The organism is Roseomonas sp. WA12, assembly GCF_054165765.1.
In genome coordinates this window covers 3,928,652-3,949,241 of sequence record NZ_CM135108.1, presented here as the reverse complement: position 1 = coordinate 3,949,241, position 20,590 = coordinate 3,928,652, and the positions used below count along the sequence as shown (strand labels likewise).

The following is a 20,590-nucleotide window of genomic DNA, read 5'->3' as shown; positions in this document are numbered from 1 at the left end:
GACAAGCCTTATTTTCCGGGTCTAAACCGCTGTCCGACCTGTGTGGCGGCGGTCGGACAGGTCGGACAGGGGGAGGGCCGGAACGCTGTTTCCAACCCCGCCCCTCAATGCCCGGTCGGGACAGTCGTGGCGGTCGGGACAGAATTATTTTGCTGGGCTTTTCGCGTCCCGACCGGTCGGGTCGGGGTCGGGACGGTCGGGACAGGGATGGGGCGGGCCACTGCAGCGCTTCTCGCCTGCCGACCTGAGTGCGAAGGTGAAGGCCTAGAACGCAGGGCGGCGATGACCGAGGACCAAACCCTTTTCGACGTGTACCCCGACCCGCTCGGCTCCGAGGTCGTCCCTACCGAGGGCGGCACCCACCCCGCCTATGGCCAGGTCGGCCAATGATTGAGGACGCGTCCAAGAAGGAGCTCTCGGCGGGCGCCATAGGCCGGATGGAGATGCTCCGGGCTTGGGACAGCCTACCGGCGGACGGACGCAAGGCGCTGGTGAAGGCGGCTCGGGTGCTGCTGGCGCGGGAGAGTCGAAATGGAGAAAGCCAAGAATGAGCGGTGCCGCACCCAAGGGGCAGCTCCCGCTGCCCTATACCCTGCACAAGGTGGAGGGCGAGATTGTCAGCCAGCGGAAGCGCGACGGTTACATCAACGCGACCGCCATGTGCCAAGCCGCGGGGCGGCGGTGGAGCCACTACGCTGAGAATGCGGGGACTAAGGCATTCTTCGCTGAGCTTTCGAGCGCCGTCGGAATTCCGACGGCGGAGCTAATTCAATCACTTACAGGCGGCATTCCCCACCTTCAGGGGACCTGGGTTCACCCTCAAGTGGCAATCCACCTCGCCCAGTGGCTCTCACCAAAGTTCGCGGTGATGGTGACCAAGTGGGTGTACGACTGGATGAGCGGTGGGCCGAAGCCCTCCATGCCGTTCCATCTCAGGCGCTACGTAGCCAACAGCCAGAACGTGCCGAAAGGTCACTTCTCGGTCCTCAACGAAATTACCCTCGGCCTGATCGCTCCCATGGAGTCCCAGGGCTACACGCTACCGGAGAGCCTTTGGCCGGACATTTCACAGGGCAAGATGTTCGCCAACTATATGAAGTCAGTCCACGGCGTGACTGCCGAGGATTGCCTGACTTACCCGCACGTTTTCGAGGACAAGCGCCCGACGGTCCAAGCTCGGGCCTATCCCGATGAGTTCCTGCCAGCATTCCGAAAGCACTTTGTGGAGGTATGGATCCCCCAGAGGGCGCTGGACTACTTCAAGGAACGTGATCCAAAAGCGATCCCATATCTGACCCTGCTTCTGCCGCCTCCTACCAGTTCAGAAACGTAGCTCCATCCTCGACCTAACGGCGACAGAAGGTAGTTAGGAGAGCCGCACTCAATGCATTTAGCCTTAGCAATGGCCGGGTTTGTGTTGGCCAGTTACACCGAGCCGCTGAGTCCGCACACCCTCTACCGCACGTCGCCCGTTTTCCCTGAAGCAAGGATTCACGTCGCTACGTTCGACTCTGCTGAGGGCGACCTTTTCAACCGTGCCAACTGCGAACAAGCGGCTCGCCTACTCACTCGAGATCAGGCCATCCCCAGGCGGTACTGGTGCGAGAAGGGGCGGTTCCTCCCCTAAGAGCCCGCCCTAACCGGCGGGGCTTCGTCGTTGTTGGTTCATGCTGCGGGCTCTTGGCCTAGGAACAATCCTCGCCTGAGAGGGGTGCCGCATCCACGCTGAGCCCCCCACTTTGGCTGCGCTTCCCCGCACGCTTGAGACCACGACACCCGACTTGGTCCACCTCCTTGCGGAACTAAGCAGGGCGCACAGGGACACAAATTACTACCTCGGGGAGATTCTGAAGGCGCTTTCGAGGGAGTAGCGTCGTTCAACTCAGCCCCGTTTTTGAGTTGCGCATCCGGAACAGTAGTCTAGGCTTCCCCAATGCGACTTGCGCTCTTAGCTCCCGTGTTGGCCTTAGCAGCCTGCTCCGCACAGCCCTCCTCGCAGGGCGGCGCCGGTGCCTTCTCGTGTCCACCAGCAGGAACGATTGTGCGGTTTGAACGGGGTTCTCCTCAGGAGTGGCTTGGCGCTGACCCAAACGATCCCCGGGTTTGCCTCCGAAAGCAGGGCCGCCAAACCGTCCGGCTGACGACTGTCCTCCCGACCTTTGAGGCGGGGTCTCTGTTCGACGCAGCACTATCAAACCTACCCAGACTTTGGCCTCTCGAGGTTGGTAGAGAGATAAGCTACAGCGGTTTCCTTAGATCTGCGGAGAGTTGGAACCCCGCAGAGGAAGGTTTGTACCGGAACAGAGTGGTAGTTGAGAGCGAGGGAACACTGCGACTGCAAGAGAAAGAGCGCGCAGTTTGGATTGTGCGTCGCAATGCGGGCCCAGCTAACGGGGCAGGCGGCCAAGTTAACCGATTCTGGATCGACAAAACGACCAATACAGTTCTACAGGCTTTGACGGAGCCGCATCCGCCACGGGCTGCCATTTCAATTGCAGTCCCACCTGCTGGACCAGGTCTTCCGGAGCCTATCTCCAATCCTGCGCCAGCACAGCCGACAGCACCTCCTTCGGCAGATAGGGGCACTTAGGGCTTCTTCCGTCCCACACCAGCCAGCACCAGAGCCGTCCAACTCCGCCGCTGCTGCCGGCAGCGGCGCTACACTCTACCCTCGCGCGGATCCCGGCTGATCCGGCTCAGCACTTCGACAGCCTTTTTCAGTCGCTCCTGGGCGGCAGGCGCGTCCCCGCGCTCAAGGGCCTTGGCGCATTGGGCGAGCGGCCCGGTGAGTACCCCGAGGATCTAGTCGGCGGCAAACACGGCAGGATCAATTTAAGACATGTTGGGACTATGCCCGACCTCACCTTCGTAGCCAGCGGGACCTGCCTAACTTCGCCCGCGCTGCTGGCGGGGTTTCGCGGATCTAGCGCTATCGACACAGCGTCTCACACGGCACCCCATCCCCGTCCAGCCGCGAGAGCCCGCACTGGCTGTGGTAGAGCCGAGCCTCGGCGCAGCTCGTCATCTCCCGGCAGTACCGCTTGGCGCCGCAGGTAAAGCCGCTGAAGGCCAGCGTTCCAGCCGAGGAAGAATTTAGTCCAGCCCGCGACCTGAAATGCGCGCTGTCCAGTCGCGAGCACCAGACTTCGCGAATCGGCAGCGCCACGTTATCCGCAGTGGCGCGACACATCGGAAGCAGCCATGCATCAATTCAGCTCAATCTATCTCGCGATAGCCATCTCTACAGCGACTTCGGTGGGAGCGCTCGCTCAGCCTCGCAACAACCCTGCGCCGCAGTCCACGCCCGCAATGGTGCCTCTTAACATGATTCCGGTGAACGACACGCCACAAGCACTCATCCAAAAAGGCGCAGAGGTCTTAGGGTATAGTACGACATTCGTACTGAACGCATTAGCGACAACCATGATGCTGAAATCCGGGAGCGATGTTTTCGTTTGCACCATGCTGTTCGCCGACCGGAATAACAATACTGTAGGCTGCGCAAAATTGGTGTAAGAAGGGGTAGATCGGGCCCGCAATACATCATCGGCCGGGCACGAATACACCAGATCCTGCTGTATGGGTTGAAGCGGAATGCTCCAAACCATACACATTGCTAAGCAGAATGCTCGACCAGTTCATTCGGTCTTTGACCCTTAATGCGGTTGATGTTCATGACCCACTGTTCAGCATCAGCAGCACGTCCAAGCGGCAGGACAAATATTTTGACCGCCTCATTATTAGTGTCTCGGTAGGCAACATGCACACTGAAGTGCTCCCAGGTTGAGGAGTGGGCACTGTTGTGCACCGTAGCGGAATGGGTTCCGCCGTTTTTAAGGCCGTACCCGTCAGCAGACGATCTAAATGTTGCGGACGAAGTAACTGTCGAGATGGAAGAGGAGGAGGACCGGACTTCTCTGTGAACCTTCGCTGATATGATACCAGAACCACTCAGTCTGGTCGGTACATAGGCCTGATCTTTCGATATCATGACGATTGTAGCGTCTGACAACAATATTGCTGCAGATGCCGGATATCCGAACCTTGATTTCGCTATGGCGGGAACCCGATCAAAATAGTCATCAAGTAGCTGGTTCATTTTGGCGAAGTTACGCTCCACCTGTTTGACGACATCTCTGGATACAAAACTCGAAACCAACTCTGCCACAAATGCCCCCATCCAGTATGAAATGACCGAGAGCACCAGCCATACAATAGAAGAGACGTAAATGTTTGCAGTCCCATCTATCCAAAAGATGTACACAGCAAAGAGTGCGGGAAGAATTAGAAGATAATATCGAAATCCTCTTTTTTCTACTGAAGGATACTCACATCCTTTCGCCAGCACCCGAGCTTCGGCGGTAGGAAACTTATAGACCTCTCCTGCATATACCTCGAGCTTCTCAATATTTGTGGTAGACGGCACTGCACTCATGAAACCTCGCCAACCCTTTCGTAGCCGCACCTTGCCTGCCCCGCGCGATATGCCATAAGGCATCTTCCGGCCGAGCATAGACACGCACAGTTTTTGGATGAATCAAGCCTGCTGGCGAGCTCCGTTTGCGGAGGATTCCGGCGGCCGAGATCTCCCTCTAATCTGCTTATGGTCTCCAGCGATTCTACCGCCGAGATCGAGGGCACTGAAAAGCTACGGCCACGGCGTTAGCAACCAGGTCAAATGCTGGCAGGCTTCGCTGTTGTGGGTTCCTGACGAGAGCTTCCCTGACCACCGCCTCCAGCTGCTGTGGTGGGACACCCTGTGGGATGCATGCGCGCCAACCTTGATACCCGTTCGGCTCCGTTATTACTTGCGTGACTGCAAGGACGTAGCCCCTACAGAATGCTGCCAAGTGGGTCGTGGTACAACCTTCGTAGATCTGATGGCCTGACACTTTTGGAACTTGCCAGTCTTGGGCCTGCGGCCTCTCGGAAAATGCCAGTAAGCAAACCGCGCCAGCGAATAATCCAGCACATTTCTTGAAGTGTTTAGCGGAAAACACGAAAGCCACTGAAAATCTTCCCTCTCGTTTTGCAAATACACTTGAGCCCGGCGCAATATGCCGCCATTCCGTTTGGGTCCGATCAGCTACGCCCGCGGCTGCCGGTATCCCGATTCGGAGAGTATATTGGCCACCGCTTGGAAACTCGAGTAGAGGCGCAGTTACGCTTCCACAAATGCACTACGGCCTACCGGCGTCCCTCGCGCTGAACTCGGCCCTGGCGCGGGACTCTAGCAACGGCGGCAACTAGCTTTTGAAGCGGTACTGACGCCGGGAACGGCTGCTAGAGCGCTGGCGGCTTGCCGGTCAGAGAGGGAGGCGGCTCCACCGGAGATGGCTGGCCTACGATGGCAACGGCGCGTGCAGACGCCACGATACCTTGCACGCATGCGTCCCGGTTTCGAGCGCCTCGGCAGTCGCGGTCGGCCCGCTGGCGAGCATCGTTTTCGGCTGCGTTTGCAGCGATCACCGCCGCAGCTGCATGGGCGCTTCGTTGATCGGCTAGGCGAGCGTCTTCAAGACGTCTTTCCTTCTCGGCGACGGTGTCGAGGCGCCATGCTTGCATGCACAAGTTCTGCACTTCGACCTGCGTCACTGCACTCTCGATGACGTTTCGAACCGGAGCACCTGCTTGGCGACCCTGAGCTTGGCAGCGTGCCCAAGCGGCAGCTTCGGCGGTAGTCGCCGGTTGGTATGGCTGCCCGCAGGCGGCAAGCAATGTCACCACAGCCAAAACCGCAACGAGTCGCATCCGGACCTCCACACTCAACCGGAACGATACCAGCATCACGGGAGCGTGAGTAGGTGTTCTGTGCGCTTACAGTCCGAAAGTGTTCTTCAGCCCCACCCCCATTCTCGGCAATGAAGTCCACGCTTGCGGATTGGCCTGGAGCTGTTACGTGCACAGAGTCTCACAAGGCACCTCATCCCGATCCCCAGCCAGCCGCGAGAGCCCGCACCGGCTGAGTTAGAACCGAGCCTCCGCGCAGCTTGAGAAGGCGGGTACCCGCGACATGTATGTCCGCCGGGGAGCAGCCAAGTATGGTGCATACTTCTACACTGTAGCAGCCCAATTTCCTTAGGCTGCCCCGGGCCTCAATCAGCGGCGGGTAAGCTCGTAGTCGACGACACATCGTCCTCCGAAGGAATTGTCGGACCTATTAAAACCGCGCCAACCATCCTGTGAGAAGCCCGCTATACGGCGACCCGTTGCGGAGTTTATTGCATAACCTTCAGCATCCAATACGCCAGCGCCTACCCGGCGTTCGAACGATGTGGCGTACCAGCGACCGTCGTACACTTGCATCGTGTAAGGAAACGGTGATGACAAGCCCGGGCAGTATGTGCCCTCTCTGACCCGCCCAATGCCTACGTAATGACCCTCCAGCGCTGGCAGCACCGGGATAACTCTGCGCTCGCCTTCACCGCTGCCTTGGCTTGTCGCTGAGGCAGCTGGGCTGACCGGGGCATTTGCGCAAGACGAAAGAAGGAGCGCGAAAGCCAGCACAACTGCCCACCTCGAGTCGTGATGTTGAGAACACATGGCCACCACTCGAATCGGATTGGCAACACTACAATCAATCCAACCGTAAGGGTCAACCAGTCCTGGTTCTCGGCTCACTCATCCCGCCTAGAAACATCACCCGCTCTGCCGCTCGCCGCTTCACCAGCCCATTCAGCACCCGCCCGCGGTCGCTCCACCGCTCAAACATCGCCCTTCCGCAGCCGTACCCCAGCTCCGCCCCCGTTCTCCGCGATGAACTCTACGCCGGCTGCCTCTAGAGCGGCGCGGATTGCTGCGAGGTTGTTCGCCATCGGCTGGCGGCGCCCAGCCTCAAAGTCCTTTACGGTACTCAGGGAGACGGCCGCCGCTTCGGCAAGGCGCCCCTGAGACCAGTCGACAAGGCCGCGGGCGGCCCGGATTTGCGCTGGTGCCACTATGTCCAACTAAAATGGTTGACCTGACCAGCATAGCACGCCATTTTGGTTGTCGTCAGCCTTTATGGTTGACGGCCGACGAGTGGGGGTAGGAGCCCGCCCGCCGGCCTAGCCCCACCAGCTGAAGGGATCAGCAGGCGATGACCATGCACGCCCATATCATGCCCGACGCACTGCCCAGAAGAGTTCTCGCAGACCTGGCGCAGGGCCCGAGAAGAAGACAGCTCCCCTTCGCCGCCCTGGTGATGACCCCAGAGCTCCGCGCCGCGATCGAGCGGGAAGCGCATAGCCTGCTCGACGCCGCCACATTCCTGATCGACTTCCTCAATGCGGCCGATCGGCCGACCCTGGACATGGAGCCCGACGCCGAGGGCGAGGCCGAGCCGGACGAGGCGAGCGCCCAGCCCGTCACCCTGGCGCCCGATTGGGTGCGCCCCGTCCAGGTGATCCGCCCCACCCGTCGCCAGATGCGCCAGGCCTACCGCCGCAACGGCGACCCGATCCCCGCCAATCTGTGCGGCCTGTTCGGGAGGGCGTTCGCATGACCCTGCGTCCGTTCCTCGAGCCGGGCCAGCAGCCCCCGGCAATCCCCCCACGCTTTCCCGGCAAGCCTGCCCCTGGCCGTCCGCCGCGCCGCAAGCCGTCCAAGGCGCTCGCGCCCCTGCCGATCCTGCCTTCCGAAGCCGCCATTGGTCGCCCGGAGATCGTGCAGCCCGACCCGAATCCACGCGGTCACGCGCCGCGCATCTTCCGCATGGTCGGGGATGCGATGGCGCCCAGCGTGCAGCGCAATGACCTCCTAATCGCGGTGCCGGTCTCGGCATACCACTGCGAGGGCCTTTACCTGCTGTCTTTCGCGGCTGGGCATCTCTCCCTTTACCGCTGCGAAGCGAGACAGGGCGCCGTCCACGCCTGGAAGGACAACAAGGCGATCGGCTTCGAAAGATTGGTGCTCACCCGCGCCGTGTTTGAGGAGGCCGTGATGGCGCAAGTCGCCATGACCGGCCGCCTGATCGCGGGCGGGCTGCTGCCCGAGGTAGTCGGGGAGATCGTGGCATGAGCCGCCGTATCCCAACCGGCTGCGTGGTGTCTGAATTGGATGGCGCGCTGATCGCGTTACTGGCTGATGCCAGAAGAGCATCCGAACAGCATTGCGCGGGCCTGCAAGCACGGCACAATTCTGGCGTTCCCGTCAGCTTCGCAGAGCATACCGCACCGGATCCCGGCGTCGCCCTGATCGTCCAGGCCTGCGCGATCCCGGCCCGTACTGCCGAAGGCCTACGCGCCAAGGCCGAAGCCGCGCGATGGTGGACCCTGCGGGGGACCATGGACCTCTGCAGCCGCTTCCACGTCCCCCAGGAGTGGCTGGCCGTCTCCTTTGCCGACGACCTGACGGGGAGGACTGGCGCATGAGCCGCGCCAGCCGCCGCGGTGTCCTCTGTGGCATCGCCACCCTCAGTGCGGCGGGCGCCTTGCCTGCCGTGGCTGCTGTGCCCCCGGGGAGGGTAGAAACTCTGTGGCAGCCTGTCCCGGCCCTTCAAACGGCCTTCTATGCCACCCAGGACGCCATAGACCCCAGCGTGTCCGAAGCCGAGCGTGTCAGGTTGTGGGAGCAGTCGCTGGCCGCGACCAATGCCATCGGGCGCATTGAACTCGAGGTGATGAAAACGCCGCCCGAGACAACCGCCGACGCGCTGCTGATCCTCGGCCTGACAGCCTCCTATGCGGGATACGCGGGCGACTGCGACATGGAGGACGAGGCGACCGCCGAGAAGTTCCGGGGCTATGCGCGCGCAGCTCGCCGGGCTGCCGACTTCCTGGCCGCCCGTCTCGGCTACGACCTCCGGGGCGCGCTGGGCAGATACTACGACGAGCGGGGAGGGGTGGCATGAGCCGCCAGAAGACCGGCGGCGTCCCGCCGGTCATACCAGCAGATCAGTCGGCGCATCGATATCGAGGCATCTGGCTCAGCAGCAGGGACTTCTGGAGCGCAATCCGTGCTCCGACCTGCGCTGCCACGAGTACCGCTATTCCGGCGAGGAAGAGGATTTCGAACATAGGTAGGACCCCTAATGTTGTTCCTCCCTATCCCGACCTCACCCTGCATGGTGCAGTGCAGCATAACAACGCACGACACCGCGATCTGGAAAGATCAACCCAGGCGGGGTCAGGTGCGGTCCTCACGCACCAACGTTGCCTCGCCGCAATCCTTGCCACCGGCGCTACCTACCGAGACTTGGGCGCCGCGCTGGACCTCTCTCGAGACGCTGCCAGGATGCGCGCCAGGCGGGCCGGGCTGCGGTCCCTACACCGGAAGCGCCCACCCGATCCCGATACGCCCAGGCGCGTCCGGGTGGCGCGCCAGATGTTGGACGATGGTCACGACATTGAGGCGGTCGGGGAGCGGCTGGGCATGAAGCCGCCGGCCGTGCGGATGATGCTGCGGAGGGCTTCGGCGTGACCGGCTCTCTCGCCGCCACACTCGCGCCTGCTACAATCCCCATCGGCAGGGCGGGGGTGGCCACCCCTTGCGCCGGGATCTCCGCCCCGGCCGCCCTGCCGCTCACATGCGGGATGCGCTGCGGGGGCGATGATGGACGAGGAAACAGAAGCTCTACTGCTGAGCGCCGACGTGGACGAGACGTGGGAGCGCTCGCCTCTATCCCGCGAGGCTATCGCGCGTATTTTCGCTGCGCCGGCAGGCCCGCTGACCGACGAGCCTCTGGACGTGGAGGCGCTGTATCTCACCCTCGCGCGCATTTCCGACTGGCTGATGCATGCTTCATTCGACCGTCCGAAAGCACCCCGAAAAGCAGCGCAGGAAGTTGCCGACAGCTATATCCGCTTGTTCAAGGCCTACCCGGCAGTGATGGACTTTGCGAGCCCACCGCCGCTTCCGCCTGTCGAGTGGATGGATGCTATGAGGTCGTGGATCGCGGCAGAAGCTGTCAGGAAGAACCCTGCTGGCCGCCCGAAGAACGATTTCGACCGGTTTGCATATCCGACGCTCCTGGCAGTGTATCAGTACGCCTTCCAGCGCAAGCCCGCAGCCACGGTCGACGGACCAACCGAACGGTTCATGATGACCTACCTCCGGGAGTTGCACGCGGCCGTTGCGCTCTGGACTGTCGAGCCGGCCGACAAGGCGCGGCTGCTTCGCGAACGCTGGCGGTTACCGGAGCCCGATACTTTACGTGTGCGGATCCGGACCTACGAACCGTTCAGCGAGGAGCAGGCCGCCCTGCCAGCGTACTACTGGCCGCGCTTTCGAAAGGAACTCGAAGCCACCGCAGCCGCCAAACCACCTCACCTGCACTAGGCTGTGTGGCATTTACTTTTCTGAGGGAAACCAGTTTTTCCAATGGTGTTTATGGGTGCGATCACCCTGAGTTTTCTCAACTTACGCTAGGCATGATGGGCCCGCATCTTCGCCTTGTTCACGAGGACAAGGACGAACGGAAGTGCACATGGCCCCCGCCAAACTGGCCTTCACGATCCCCGAGGCCGTTAGCAGCTCGGGCATCGGTCGCACGGTGCTGTACGCGATGATCAAGCAGGGAAGGTTGGAGGCCCGCAAGCTGGGCAACCGAACGCTGATTCCTGCCCCGTCGCTTCAGGCTCTCGTAGATGGCCTGCCCCGCCTGACCAAGACCGCCGCCTAGAAACGCAAAAACCTGCCGCGGTGGGGCTCACCGGGCAGGCTGCGGAACTCAACGCTACTAGACTACGCGGGCAATCGACACCCCGCATGTAGCGTACCGCACGCCGGCTTTCCAGCCCTTTCCGTGGCCTCCTCGACGGAGACCACCGATGCCGAAATCCGCTGCCGATTACGCCCGCCAGTCAGACCCGGAGTGCAACGCGCACTTCCGCCGACGCTGGATCGAGACCGCCTGGCCGATGGACCACTCGCCTGCCCGCATCTGCGGCCAGCGCGTGCTGCCGATCGACGCCATGGTGCAGCACTCCGCCGATCGCAGCCGCCACGTCCTGGCCGGCCGCAGCCTGGAGGCGCGCTGATGCTGCACTCCCATCATCGCCAGGCCGCGTTGCCGCCGCTGGCCTTCATGGACCTGCCGCCGGCCACGATCAGCGAAGCCATCCGCCGCATGGAGGGGGCACGCGGCGACTTCGCCGTCCCGCTCTGGCGCGGCTCGCTGACGGGGGACTACCGCATCGCGGTGGCGCTGCCGGGTGGGCGGCTCCCGGCGAAAGTATTGGACCGGACTAGGCCGGCGACCGTGATCGTCCTCTCGGGTGATCCCGACTTTCCCGCGCCGACGCCGCCCCCGTCCGCCTTCCCGAAACTGTCCCGCTACCTGGAGTGGGCAGCCTCGATCGTCGTTCACGCTACGGGCGGGACGCGGGACCACTACGCCGCGATCGCCGCGGCCGTGCCGATGATGCGTCGGGTCCTGCTGATTGAGACGGCAACGGTTCAGGAGGACGCCTGGATCGCCCTGGCGCAGACAGAGGCGGAGCGGCGCGACAGGCAGGGCCAGCGCCTTCCCTGCCTGTGCTGGAGCGCCACGCCACGCGGCGGCATCCATCCCGTGCAGGAGGGCGCTCGATGAGCGCTGACAACCTCACCATCCTCCGCAGCCGTGGCCGGCGCCTGGCGAAGCTGATCCGCCTCGGGGCCGAGGCGCAGAGCTATGACAGCGCCAAGCACTACGACATGCACGCTGTCACCTTCGACGGGCTCGACGGGCTGCGCGATCACTTGGCCGCCCTCGCTCACCGCCCCGAGCACTGCGTGGTTCGCGGCGCCATCCTCGATCCCACTTACACGGTTGGCGTGCGGCGGCTGGTGCATCCCGACAAGGAGACCGGCGAACTCCCGACGCTGACGGACGCGCCGCGCCGCTGGGTGGCGCTGGACTGCGACGGCATTCCGGCACCCGACGGCATGGACCGACGCGACTTAGAGGCCTGCGGCATCCTGGCCCGGCTGACGATGCCCGACGCCTTTCACGGTGCCGCCTGCATTGTCCAGGCAACCGCCAGCCACGCGATTAAGCCCGGCCTGCGGCTGCGCCTTTGGTTCCTGTTGGAGCGGGCGCTGACAGGGGCTGAGTGCCAGCGCTGGCTGCGCGGGGTGCCGGGGGTGGATCCGTCCACCCTCCGGGCCGCGCAGGTCACCTACACGGCCGCACCGCTGTTCGTGGACATGGCCGATCCCCTGCCGCGCCGCCTGGCGATGCTGCCGGGCGCCGAGGCCGTAGACTGCCCGAACGAGGCTGAGCTGCAGCCGCCGCCCCGGCCGACCTTCGAACCGTCACGCGTCGCCACCGCGGCCAGCACCGACCGCTACGTGCGGGCTGCCCTGATGCGGGCCTGCACGAACATCTCGACCGCCCCGATCGACAGCCGCCACCCCACCGCAGTCTCCGAAGCCTGGGGACTGGCCCGGTTCGTCGTCGCGGGCCTGATGACCGCCGACGAGGTGATCCGGGCCGTGGACGGCGCGCTTGAGCAGGCCGGCAAGCCGAAGGGGGAAGGCGCGAAGATCGCTGCCTGGGCGGTCGCGCAGCGCACCGACGCCGGCAACTTGCCCACGGGAGGGCGCGGCTGATGGACGCTCGCATGGAAGAGGATCCGATCCTCCGCGGCTTCGCCAACGCCTCCACCGATGCGCCGGAGGAGGAGGCATTCACCTCCCGCGCCGACATCGCGCTCGTGGTGGTGCGCCTCGCCGGGATGACCGAGGCCGAGTACCAGCAGCACCGAAAGGCTGCGGCGCGAGAGTGCGGCCTGTCCCTCACCGCCCTCGACAAGCTGGTGAAAACTGAGCGTGCTCGCCGCCGCCGGGAGCAAGCCACCACCACCCGTCGCAAGACCCCGCCCAAGCCCGGTGAGGTCCGCTGGCCCCACGGCTATGACATGGAGCGGGATGGCCTCTACGCCGATCAGGGCGAGGCAGGGCAGGTCTGGCTTTGCGCCCCGCTGGAGGTGCTGGGCGAGGCCCGGGACGCGGCTGGAGAGGGCTGGAGCCTGTGGCTGCGGTGGAAGGACCGGGACGCCCGGATCCACACCTGGCCCATGCCGGCCCGGCTGCTGGTGACTGCGCCCGGCGAACTCGAGGCGGCGCTGCTCGAGCGGGGGCTGCGGGTCTCGCCCAACCCCTCCGCCCGCATGCTGCTGCGCGAGGCCCTGGGCGGCGTCCAGGCCGGCTCCCGCGTCACGCTGGTATCCCGGGCAGGCTGGCACGCCATCGGCGCTGAGGAGGCCGCCTACATCCTCCCGGACGGCACGGTGATCGGTGCCACGGCCGAGACTCTGGTGATGAAGGCGCCGCCCGAAAATGCGGCGCAGATGGTGGCGCAAACCGGCACGCTTGAAGGGTGGAAGGAGGAGGTGGCCGCGCTCGCCGCCGGAAACCCAATGGCCGCCTTCCTGCTCGCCGCCGCCTTCGCCGGGCCACTGCTGGATCCCTGTGGCGAGCCGTCAGGCGGGTTCCACATCGCGGGCCGCAGCAAGGTCGGTAAGACGCTCGCCGCGCGCATCTCGCTCTCCGCCTACGGGCCGCCCGTGAAAGGCGCGATGCTCCGGGACTGGCGCAGCACGGCCAACGGGCTAGAGGGCGCCGCGGAGGAGGCCGGCGACGGGGTGCTCGGCCTGGACGAGCTGCACCAGGCCGACCCGCGGGAGGTGGCTTCCGCCTGCTACATGCTGGCCAACGAATCCGGGAAAGGCCGGATGCGTCGCGACACCACCGCCCAGCGCCGCCGCACCTGGCGCACCTTCATCATCAGTACGGGCGAGCTCGACATCGCATCCGTCGTCTCCAAGACGGGGCAGAGCCTTCCGGCCGGCGCCGAGGTGCGGCTTCCCTCCATCAACGTGGACGCTGCGACCGCCTGGCCGGACCTGCACGGGCGGGCAACGCTGGGCGCGCTGATGACGGACCTGCACGCCGGGGTGCGTCGCCATCACGGGCACGCTGCGCGGACTTTCATCGCCAAGCTGGCCGAGGCACGGCGCGACGATGCTGCTGGCCTGGCGGAGGCGGCGGCGGCCATGCGGGACCGGATGGCTGCCACCCTGCCAGCCAGCGCGGATCCGCAGGTCCGTGACGTGGCCCGCCGCTGTGCCCTCGTGGCGCTGGCCGGCGAGCTCGCCACCCTCTGGGGCATCCTGCCCTGGGCCGCGGACGAGGCCTTCCGCTCGGCGGCTGTCATGCTGGCGCGGTGGATCGAGAAGCGCGGAGGCGGTGGCGCCACTGAGGAGGCCCAGCACGTCCGAGCGGTGCGGCTGTTCCTCACCGAGCATGGCGCGTCGCGCTTCGTCGCCATTCACTTCGAGCGCGGCCTGAACAGCAGCGGGTGGGTGGAAAGCCACCCCGATCGTCCCGTCATCAAACGGGCCGGCTGGCGCCGTCGGCAGGAGGACGGACGGGACGAGTACCTGATCGCGCCGGAGGTGTGGCGCGAGCTCTGCCGCGAGGCAGGCATCGATCCGACTGAGGCGGCGCGCACGCTCCGGGCTGAGGGCTTCTTGAATGCCGGCGAAGACAAGAACCTGGCCCGGCGTGAGACCGTTCCGGGCGTAGGGCGGCCCAGAGTCTACGTCATCAAGGCCGACTTGGTGGATGATCCGGAGCCGCGGAAGGAGGGTGCCCGATGAGCACCCCCTGTCCGACCTGTCCGACCACGCCCGAGGCGGCCGGACAGCACTTTATGCCCGGTTTCATTGGTCAGTCCGACCTGTCCGACCTGTCCGACCGCAAACCGCTGGGGCGGGGTAAAAACAGCATTCCTCTGTCTGCCCTGGCGGCTCGCTGGAGGGCTGGTCTGGACCACGACGAGGCCGAGGCTAGGGCGATGGCGGAGCACTACGCCGCTTCCGTCGTGCCTGACCCGGCAGAGCCTGACCCGCTTCGGGACGGGCTGTTGCGCGGCTTCCACGAACATCGCGCCCGGTTGACCGGCCGCTGACCCCTTTGCCCGGACGGCGCCGCCGTCACCTCCGGGCCAACCTCTCCACGGCAGTAAGGAGTCCATCATGGACCTCACGACACTCCGCCCCGCTGACACCTCCTCGGCGGCGATCATGGAAGCCCTGGCCCGATCCCAGGCAATGCAGGACACCGCTCAAACGCAGGTCACGAGTGCAAAGGCTGCGCGCGACGGTCTCCTGCTGGACGGCGACGCCCAGCAGCTCTCCGTTGCGGAGAAGGCGCTGACCGAGGCGCGTGGCGACTGCGAACGGGTTGAGGCCATCGTCACCGAGCTTGGGCACCGACTAGTAGCCTCACAGCGCGCTGAGGTGTTCGGCAAACTCAGCGATGCCTTGGACCGCACTCGCACCGCCAAAGCCGCTCGCCTGGCCTGGTGGCGAAAGAATGGTCCGAAGATGCAGGCCATGCTTCGGGAGGTATCCACTCTGCATGAGCAGGCTGAGCGTGGCACGGGAGAGGTAAGGGAGACGCAGCGGCTTGCACTGAGCCGCTACGAGGATGCCGAGGCGGAGATGAGCGCCATCTTCGCAGGCAAGGAGGACATCGAGGGCGACAGCGATGCGTGGCGTTTCGGGGATATGCTCGCCGACTGGTGTGCTGGCCGTGGCCTTAACGAGCAGGTGCGCTGATGAGCAAGGGAATGCAAACCCGTAAGGCGCCGGTAGGCGCTGTCGTATCCGCCGCGATCGCATCAGGGCGGGCAGGCCGTCCGACAGAGCGCCTCTCCGAACAGGAGATCGCCGAGATACGCGCCAGCCGCGGGCGCGCCGCGGAGCCTGTGTCCGCCGAGACATTGGCTGTGGCAGAGGAGATCGAGGATCGGGATGCACGAGCGAGGATAACTCATCCTGCGTTCGACATGCGGGCGAAGAGTGGGGCACCAATCTCGCCGCCGCCGCGCAGGTCTGTACCTGCCCCGGCTGCACTCCCCAATGTTCACAGCCCAGCCGACGCCACATTCGTGGCCCAGGCCTGCACGGATGGCGGACACCCCGAGCTGATCTCTAGGCTTCTGTCGCTCGGGGCGACGCAGGCCGGCGTGGCGAAGGATCTCGACCGGGCGCAGATGATTGCAGGGATCGGCCGAAACCTTGGACTGCCGACCGCTGCAGCAAAGGCGATAGTCGGAGGGATGGAGGTGGACAGCTTCCGCGAGATCGCCTTCGGCGCGAAGGCAGATGCAGATGCCGCCATCGTCACCGACACTTCACACCATAGCGGTATGCCGGTTCCCACGGCCAAAGCCCCTGATCCTGACAAGGTCTATGCCCGGCTGAACACGAGTGAGTCCGTCGCCCGGGGCTGAACCGCGGGGCAGGCGGCGGGGGAGGCGAGGGCAACCTCCGCCTCCCTTCGCCTCCTCGAGGTGGCGGGGCCCCTGAGGTCCTGCAACGTATGCGGGTGGCGATAGCGCGCGAGTTCGCTAGCGGCAGGGCCGCACAGGTATTTCGGAAATAGGAGGGCGGCTTGTCCAAGGCCTGTGACCCTCAGGCTTTGCTACTCTCTCGCCGAAAGCCCTACCGATGAGAGGCCTTCGTAAAGCCGATTTCCGACAAACGGCGTCGCTCTCAACGCTTCGAAATGTCAGCAAACGTTGGGTATTCTCGCAAAGTAGGCGGCGGAACCCTTAGGCATCGGGCACTCCCTAGCGAACTCGCGCGCTATTGCCACCCGCATACCATAGGAGCGGTCAGGGGCCCCGTCGGGGTTGGGAGCTACCGGGTTATCAGGCTCTCAGCCACCCAACCTTCTGGCTCGCTCTTGCCCACACGGACCCAGCCCCGATCTCGACCAAACTCGATCAGCTCTTCGCCTGCCTGGGCCACCCGGACCACCGGGTTGCTCTGCCCTGCCCCTGCCCTAACGTTGCCCGTTATACGCATCCTCAGGCTAGCGCCCGAAGCTGCAACGCTGGGAGTAGCAGGGGGAGCCATTGCTGGCCGCGCCAGGGCCGGCGCTCGATCGGGCCTCGGCGCCTGAGTGGCTACGTATGCTTGAAAAATGTGGTCAAGGTCCGGGCAGGCCTTCACGCCAAGGCGCATCATCGCGTCCATAACTCTCGTGCCCGCAACCAGGATCTTCACATCGCGACCAAAGGTCGCTGCGCCTGGAACGTTGCTCCAATCTGAACCGTCGAGCCATCGCGCCGCTCGGTCATTAAAGTTCTGACCGGACATGCACTGACCAGTGGCGAGATAGCCGACTGTATAACGGTCACGATCATCCTGGGTCTCCTCCCGCTTGGGGAGGAGCGACCCCAGGATAAACAGACCCACAAGGCCGACGAGCATGAACTTGAGGATCTTCATCGCCTGATATCTTTGCGCCAGAGCAATGCTTGCGGCAACGCTCCTCGACCACTGTCAGCATCCGTGCGGGGTGCTGGCCGGCCTAACATAAACGCAGCGGCGGCTCGCTACTGCCTTACCACGCGGACCTCTCACACTTGCTAGGCAGATCATTTCGGGGCGTGCTTAGATCGCCGCAGAGAGGGCCGCTCTATCTCCAGTAGCTTGTTCCTTCAAGCAAACGGCCTGGACCGGCGGTTGGGCAGATGTCCGACGCCGGTCCCCCTCTACCTCAAGCACAGCGTCCGCATTGGTGCGAACAACCCCTTAGGCGTGCAGCCTCGCATCACTCTCAGCTAGGCGACCCAGCGGCAACCGACCGCTCACCGGCCGCACGTTGCCAGCCAGCCTCCAGGCGCCGCGGAAGACGGAGACTGCACCGGCTCCCATCCCCTCCACCCGCATTGATGCTCGCATGCTCTCCGGCGTCTCCGGCGTGCTCAGGTCCACCAGTAGGTCGAGCGGGATCCTGTTCGCCGACTGCTTCGCCTCGGCCTCGGCGGCTGCAAGCTGGTTGAGGACGAGAGCGCCCACAGTCCGCGCAGCCTCGCGCTCCACCAGCGGCATCGGCCAGCTCGGATGGTGAGCGCCGAAGTCGGCTACCGCCTGCTCCCAGGCTTCCCACTTCGGACAGCCGCGGCCGACGGCTAGTCGATAGACGAGCTCGGCATGCCGGGCGGCCAGCACGTCCAGGTCAGCGGGAGGGGCGTGGGTGTCGTGGAGGTGGCTCATGCGGCGGACGCTAAACCGACGGAGAACGATTCGGGAACACCGATTCTGGGGCCAGCCCGATCACGAAAAATGACGGCCCTTGTCTGGGGCCCTCTCGCATGAGGAAGCTGGGAGGGGGTTCGCAGATGCTCCCCGCGCGCGTGAGGGATTTGCTGCGCACTTGGGTGCGAACCCCCCTGCGAACCCCTCTGAAGGTTCGCATGGGCTGGGATGTGGGCTGAAAGAGATAACCCAGCAAGAATTCAGCAAAATGAGGACTAATCAGCCCTGATCGTCAGAAGGTGTCGTAGCCGAACTGGCGGAGCGGCGGCTGCTGGTCCGGCAGACGGGCGGCGAAGAAGGCCTCGGTGTTGGAGAGCGGCTCCCCCGGCTCGGCACGCGGCGCGAGCGGCTGTGGGTAGGTGGTAGGGCCGGGGTTGGAGCTGCCAGGGTTCGAATAGGTGGAAGGCGGGGCGGCGAGGGAGGGCGCCGGCACGGGCGTGGCGGCCATCCCCGCCGCACGCCCGCCCGCTGCATCCAGGATGCGTTGGAGGACATCGGCCTGCGACCCGGCCGAAAGCCCGGGCAGCGGCGCGCCGCCGGGCAGGGTGGAGCGAGGGGGGCAGCAGCGGCTGGCCCTGCGCCAGGGCCATCGACGGAAAGACGGATGGAAGCGCGAGGACAAGGGCCATGCCCACCCGCCCCGCCCGACTTGCTGCGTCCCGGATCGACAATCTACCCCCGCTTGGCTGTGCCGCCCCCGCCGCCGCAACCGGAGGGCGAAAAACAGGGCAATGACAAACCCGTGATCGTGCTAGCACGCAGAACAATGGCTTTCCAAGCGCGCCAGATCCCCCTTCGGCTCGACGCCGCTGCCCGGTTGGGTGCGCGGCCGCTGCTGTGGCTGGCATGGCACAGGATCAGGCGGGCTGCCGGAATGCCCGGTCGGGCCTTGCGGGACATGGCGGTGCCGTCCGGGCCCTTCCTGCCGGATGTGGCGCTGCCGGCCCCGTTGCTGGCGCCGGGCACGCGCGCCGCGGTGCTGGCGGCGGCGGGCCGCCTCCTGCCGGCGGTCGCGCACGGGCCCTTCGATGCGGCGGCGCCGGCGATGGGGCTGGATCTCTTCGCGCCTGGTGATGTCCGGCCGGTCTGGGAGGCCAACCGCCTGGCTTGGTTGCCCCTTCTGGTCCAGGCGCATCGGCTGGAGCCCGCTTGCGGGCATCTGGCCTGCGCCGAGGCGCGGCTGGCGGAATGGGCGGCGGCGAATCCGCCCTTCCGCGGCCCGGTCTGGGCCTGCGGGCAGGAGGCGGCGCTGCGGGCGCTGCATCTTCTTCTGGCCCAGGCACTGCTGGGTGGTGAGGCGCCCCGGCCTGGCATGATGGCGCTGCTGCGGCTGCACGCGCGGCGGATTGCGGCCACGCGGGCCTATGCGGTGGCGCAGGACAACAACCATTCTGTGAGCGAGCCGGCCGGGCTGCTGGCCCTCGGCTGGGCGCTGGATGACGCCGTGATGGCCCGGCACGCGGCGCGGGATCTGGCCACGGCGATGGGGCGGCTGGTGGCGCCGGACGGGGGCTTCGCGCAGGTTTCGACCGGCTATCACCGGCTGTTGCTGGACGTGCTCTCGGTGCTGGAATGGTTGCGCCGGAAGCAGAAAGCGCCGCCGTTGCCGGAACCCGTGAGCCAGCGGGCGGTGGCGGCCACGCGCTGGCTAGCCCGGCTGGTTGACGGGGTGACCGGCGCCGTCCCCCGGCTGGGGCATCAGGACGGCTCCGCCTTCGCGGATCTCTCCCTCGGTGGGCCAGGGGATGCGCGGGGCAGCGTGGAGCGGGCGGCGCGGCTGTTCGCGGGCGCCTCGGCCGGGGTGGCGGAGGATGCCGGCTGCGCCTGGCTGAGCCTTTCGCCTGCCGCGCCGATGCCGCCCGAGGCGGATTGGGTGGCGGCGGGCACGCGGGGCTGGCGGCGGGGGGCGGCGCGCGCCCTCCTCCGCACCGGGCCCCTGCGTTTCCGGCCAGGGCAGGCCGACCTGCTGCATTTCGACCTCTGGCAGGGCTCGCGAAACCCGCTTCGGGATTCCGGTACCGGTGCCTACAACCCGCCGGCCGGGTCGGCTTGGTGGACTGCGCATTTCGCGTCCGCCGCCGCCCATAACCTTGTTCTGTTCGACGAGGCGGAGCCGATGCCGCGCGCCGGGCGGTTCCTCCTCGCCCGCTGGGTGGTGACCGAGACGCTGGCGGACGGCGCCGCCACACGGGACGCCTGCGGCAACCGCCATGCCCGGCGCGTGGTGCCCCCGGAGGATGACAAAGCGGACTGGGCGGTGGAGGACCGGGTATCCGGGCCCTTCCGCCTCGTCACGCTGCGCTGGCATCTCTCGCCCGGCCCCTGGAGGCTGCTGGAGGATGGAGTGGAAGGGCCGGAGGCACGCATCATCCTCTCGGCCGACGCGCCGCTCCGCCTCTCGCTGGACAAGGGCTGGAACAGCCCGGGCTATGGCGATGTGCGGCCAGCACCGGTGCTCGTGGTCCGTGCAGCGGCGCCACTCACTGCCATCATCACGCGAATCCAGCTTTTCGGCGATTGCACCGGCCCGGGACTCACGGAATAGAATGCACCACACACATTCGTGAGTA

Annotated in this window: 23 protein-coding genes; 16 read left to right on the top strand and 7 right to left on the bottom strand. The window is 65.4% G+C overall.

Features of this window, described 5'->3' with window-relative positions:
• Window positions 1-547: 547 nt before the first annotated feature.
• Complete coding sequence (locus ACVBD7_RS18730; protein ID WP_458094757.1) at window positions 548-1,333, top strand: KilA-N domain-containing protein; 786 nt, start codon at window positions 548-550, stop codon at window positions 1,331-1,333.
• Between the two features lie 1,596 nt (window positions 1,334-2,929).
• On the opposite strand, the gene ACVBD7_RS18725 is transcribed toward ACVBD7_RS18730, so the two are convergent.
• Complete coding sequence (locus ACVBD7_RS18725) at window positions 2,930-3,025, bottom strand: hypothetical protein (RefSeq protein WP_458094756.1); 96 nt, start codon at window positions 3,023-3,025, stop codon at window positions 2,930-2,932.
• A gap of 176 nt (window positions 3,026-3,201) precedes the next feature.
• Between ACVBD7_RS18725 and ACVBD7_RS18720 the strand changes: the two genes are divergently transcribed.
• Window positions 3,202-3,516: a hypothetical protein gene (locus tag ACVBD7_RS18720; RefSeq protein ID WP_458094755.1), complete on the top strand. Its 315-nt coding sequence runs from the start codon at window positions 3,202-3,204 to the stop codon at window positions 3,514-3,516.
• 100 nt (window positions 3,517-3,616) lie between these two features.
• On the opposite strand, the gene ACVBD7_RS18715 is transcribed toward ACVBD7_RS18720, so the two are convergent.
• The 3 genes from ACVBD7_RS18715 to ACVBD7_RS18705 form a co-directional block, all read right to left on the bottom strand.
• A complete protein-coding gene (locus ACVBD7_RS18715; RefSeq protein WP_458094754.1) occupies window positions 3,617-4,435 on the bottom strand; it encodes a hypothetical protein in 819 nt (272 codons plus the stop codon).
• 184 nt (window positions 4,436-4,619) lie between these two features.
• Entirely contained in the window at window positions 4,620-4,892 is a 273-nt protein-coding gene (locus tag ACVBD7_RS18710) for a Rap1a/Tai family immunity protein (protein ID WP_458097722.1), read from the bottom strand.
• Window positions 4,893-6,704: 1,812 nt separating this feature from the next.
• Window positions 6,705-6,947, bottom strand: coding sequence for a helix-turn-helix domain-containing protein (locus tag ACVBD7_RS18705; protein WP_458094753.1), 243 nt, complete (start codon window positions 6,945-6,947; stop codon window positions 6,705-6,707).
• Window positions 6,948-7,078: 131 nt separating this feature from the next.
• Between ACVBD7_RS18705 and ACVBD7_RS18700 the strand changes: the two genes are divergently transcribed.
• The 13 genes from ACVBD7_RS18700 (at window position 7,079) to ACVBD7_RS18640 (ending at window position 16,204) form a co-directional block, all read left to right on the top strand.
• On the top strand, window positions 7,079-7,483 hold the full coding sequence (locus tag ACVBD7_RS18700) for a hypothetical protein (RefSeq protein WP_458094752.1): 405 nt from the start codon (window positions 7,079-7,081) through the stop codon (window positions 7,481-7,483).
• Window positions 7,480-7,998 (top strand): hypothetical protein, encoded by a 519-nt coding sequence (locus ACVBD7_RS18695; RefSeq protein WP_458094751.1) that lies wholly within the window; start codon window positions 7,480-7,482, stop codon window positions 7,996-7,998. Before ACVBD7_RS18700 ends, ACVBD7_RS18695 begins: the two co-directional genes overlap by 4 nt.
• Window positions 7,995-8,351 carry a hypothetical protein gene (locus tag ACVBD7_RS18690; RefSeq protein ID WP_458094750.1) on the top strand — a complete coding sequence of 119 codons (357 nt, stop codon included), beginning with the start codon at window positions 7,995-7,997 and terminating at the stop codon, window positions 8,349-8,351. Before ACVBD7_RS18695 ends, ACVBD7_RS18690 begins: the two co-directional genes overlap by 4 nt.
• The gene (locus tag ACVBD7_RS18685) at window positions 8,348-8,830 is read left to right on the top strand and encodes a hypothetical protein (protein WP_458094749.1); all 483 of its coding nucleotides are present in this window, start codon (window positions 8,348-8,350) and stop codon (window positions 8,828-8,830) included. The genes ACVBD7_RS18690 and ACVBD7_RS18685 overlap by 4 nt, the downstream gene beginning before the upstream one ends.
• A 698-nt stretch (window positions 8,831-9,528) precedes the next feature.
• The gene (locus tag ACVBD7_RS18680; protein ID WP_458094748.1) at window positions 9,529-10,257 is read left to right on the top strand and encodes a hypothetical protein; all 729 of its coding nucleotides are present in this window, start codon (window positions 9,529-9,531) and stop codon (window positions 10,255-10,257) included.
• Window positions 10,258-10,405: 148 nt separating this feature from the next.
• Window positions 10,406-10,600 (top strand): helix-turn-helix domain-containing protein, encoded by a 195-nt coding sequence (locus ACVBD7_RS18675; RefSeq protein ID WP_458094747.1) that lies wholly within the window; start codon window positions 10,406-10,408, stop codon window positions 10,598-10,600.
• Between the two features lie 148 nt (window positions 10,601-10,748).
• Window positions 10,749-10,958, top strand: a complete 210-nt coding sequence (locus ACVBD7_RS18670; protein ID WP_458094746.1) for a hypothetical protein — start codon at window positions 10,749-10,751, stop codon at window positions 10,956-10,958.
• Entirely contained in the window at window positions 10,958-11,512 is a 555-nt protein-coding gene (locus tag ACVBD7_RS18665; protein WP_458094745.1) for a hypothetical protein, read from the top strand. Before ACVBD7_RS18670 ends, ACVBD7_RS18665 begins: the two co-directional genes overlap by 1 nt.
• The gene (locus tag ACVBD7_RS18660) at window positions 11,509-12,513 is read left to right on the top strand and encodes a hypothetical protein (RefSeq protein ID WP_458094744.1); all 1,005 of its coding nucleotides are present in this window, start codon (window positions 11,509-11,511) and stop codon (window positions 12,511-12,513) included. Before ACVBD7_RS18665 ends, ACVBD7_RS18660 begins: the two co-directional genes overlap by 4 nt.
• On the top strand, window positions 12,513-14,564 hold the full coding sequence (locus ACVBD7_RS18655) for a DUF927 domain-containing protein (RefSeq protein WP_458094743.1): 2,052 nt from the start codon (window positions 12,513-12,515) through the stop codon (window positions 14,562-14,564). Before ACVBD7_RS18660 ends, ACVBD7_RS18655 begins: the two co-directional genes overlap by 1 nt.
• A 53-nt stretch (window positions 14,565-14,617) precedes the next feature.
• A complete protein-coding gene (locus ACVBD7_RS18650; RefSeq protein WP_458094742.1) occupies window positions 14,618-14,875 on the top strand; it encodes a hypothetical protein in 258 nt (85 codons plus the stop codon).
• A gap of 67 nt (window positions 14,876-14,942) precedes the next feature.
• Complete coding sequence (locus tag ACVBD7_RS18645; protein WP_458094741.1) at window positions 14,943-15,527, top strand: hypothetical protein; 585 nt, start codon at window positions 14,943-14,945, stop codon at window positions 15,525-15,527.
• Window positions 15,527-16,204 carry a hypothetical protein gene (locus tag ACVBD7_RS18640; RefSeq protein ID WP_458094740.1) on the top strand — a complete coding sequence of 226 codons (678 nt, stop codon included), beginning with the start codon at window positions 15,527-15,529 and terminating at the stop codon, window positions 16,202-16,204. Before ACVBD7_RS18645 ends, ACVBD7_RS18640 begins: the two co-directional genes overlap by 1 nt.
• 409 nt (window positions 16,205-16,613) lie before the next feature.
• Here ACVBD7_RS18640 and ACVBD7_RS18635 read toward each other — a convergent pair whose 3' ends face one another.
• From ACVBD7_RS18635 to ACVBD7_RS18625, 3 genes are all read right to left on the bottom strand, one after another.
• Entirely contained in the window at window positions 16,614-17,207 is a 594-nt protein-coding gene (locus tag ACVBD7_RS18635; protein WP_458094739.1) for an SH3 domain-containing protein, read from the bottom strand.
• Window positions 17,208-17,513: 306 nt separating this feature from the next.
• On the bottom strand, window positions 17,514-17,978 hold the full coding sequence (locus tag ACVBD7_RS18630) for a hypothetical protein (RefSeq protein ID WP_458094738.1): 465 nt from the start codon (window positions 17,976-17,978) through the stop codon (window positions 17,514-17,516).
• 274 nt (window positions 17,979-18,252) lie between these two features.
• Window positions 18,253-18,468, bottom strand: a complete 216-nt coding sequence (locus ACVBD7_RS18625) for a hypothetical protein (RefSeq protein ID WP_458094737.1) — start codon at window positions 18,466-18,468, stop codon at window positions 18,253-18,255.
• 426 nt (window positions 18,469-18,894) lie between these two features.
• Here ACVBD7_RS18625 and ACVBD7_RS18620 point away from each other — a divergent pair, with 426 nt between their 5' ends.
• Window positions 18,895-20,565 (top strand): heparinase II/III family protein, encoded by a 1,671-nt coding sequence (locus ACVBD7_RS18620; RefSeq protein WP_458094736.1) that lies wholly within the window; start codon window positions 18,895-18,897, stop codon window positions 20,563-20,565.
• Window positions 20,566-20,590: the final 25 nt, after the last annotated feature.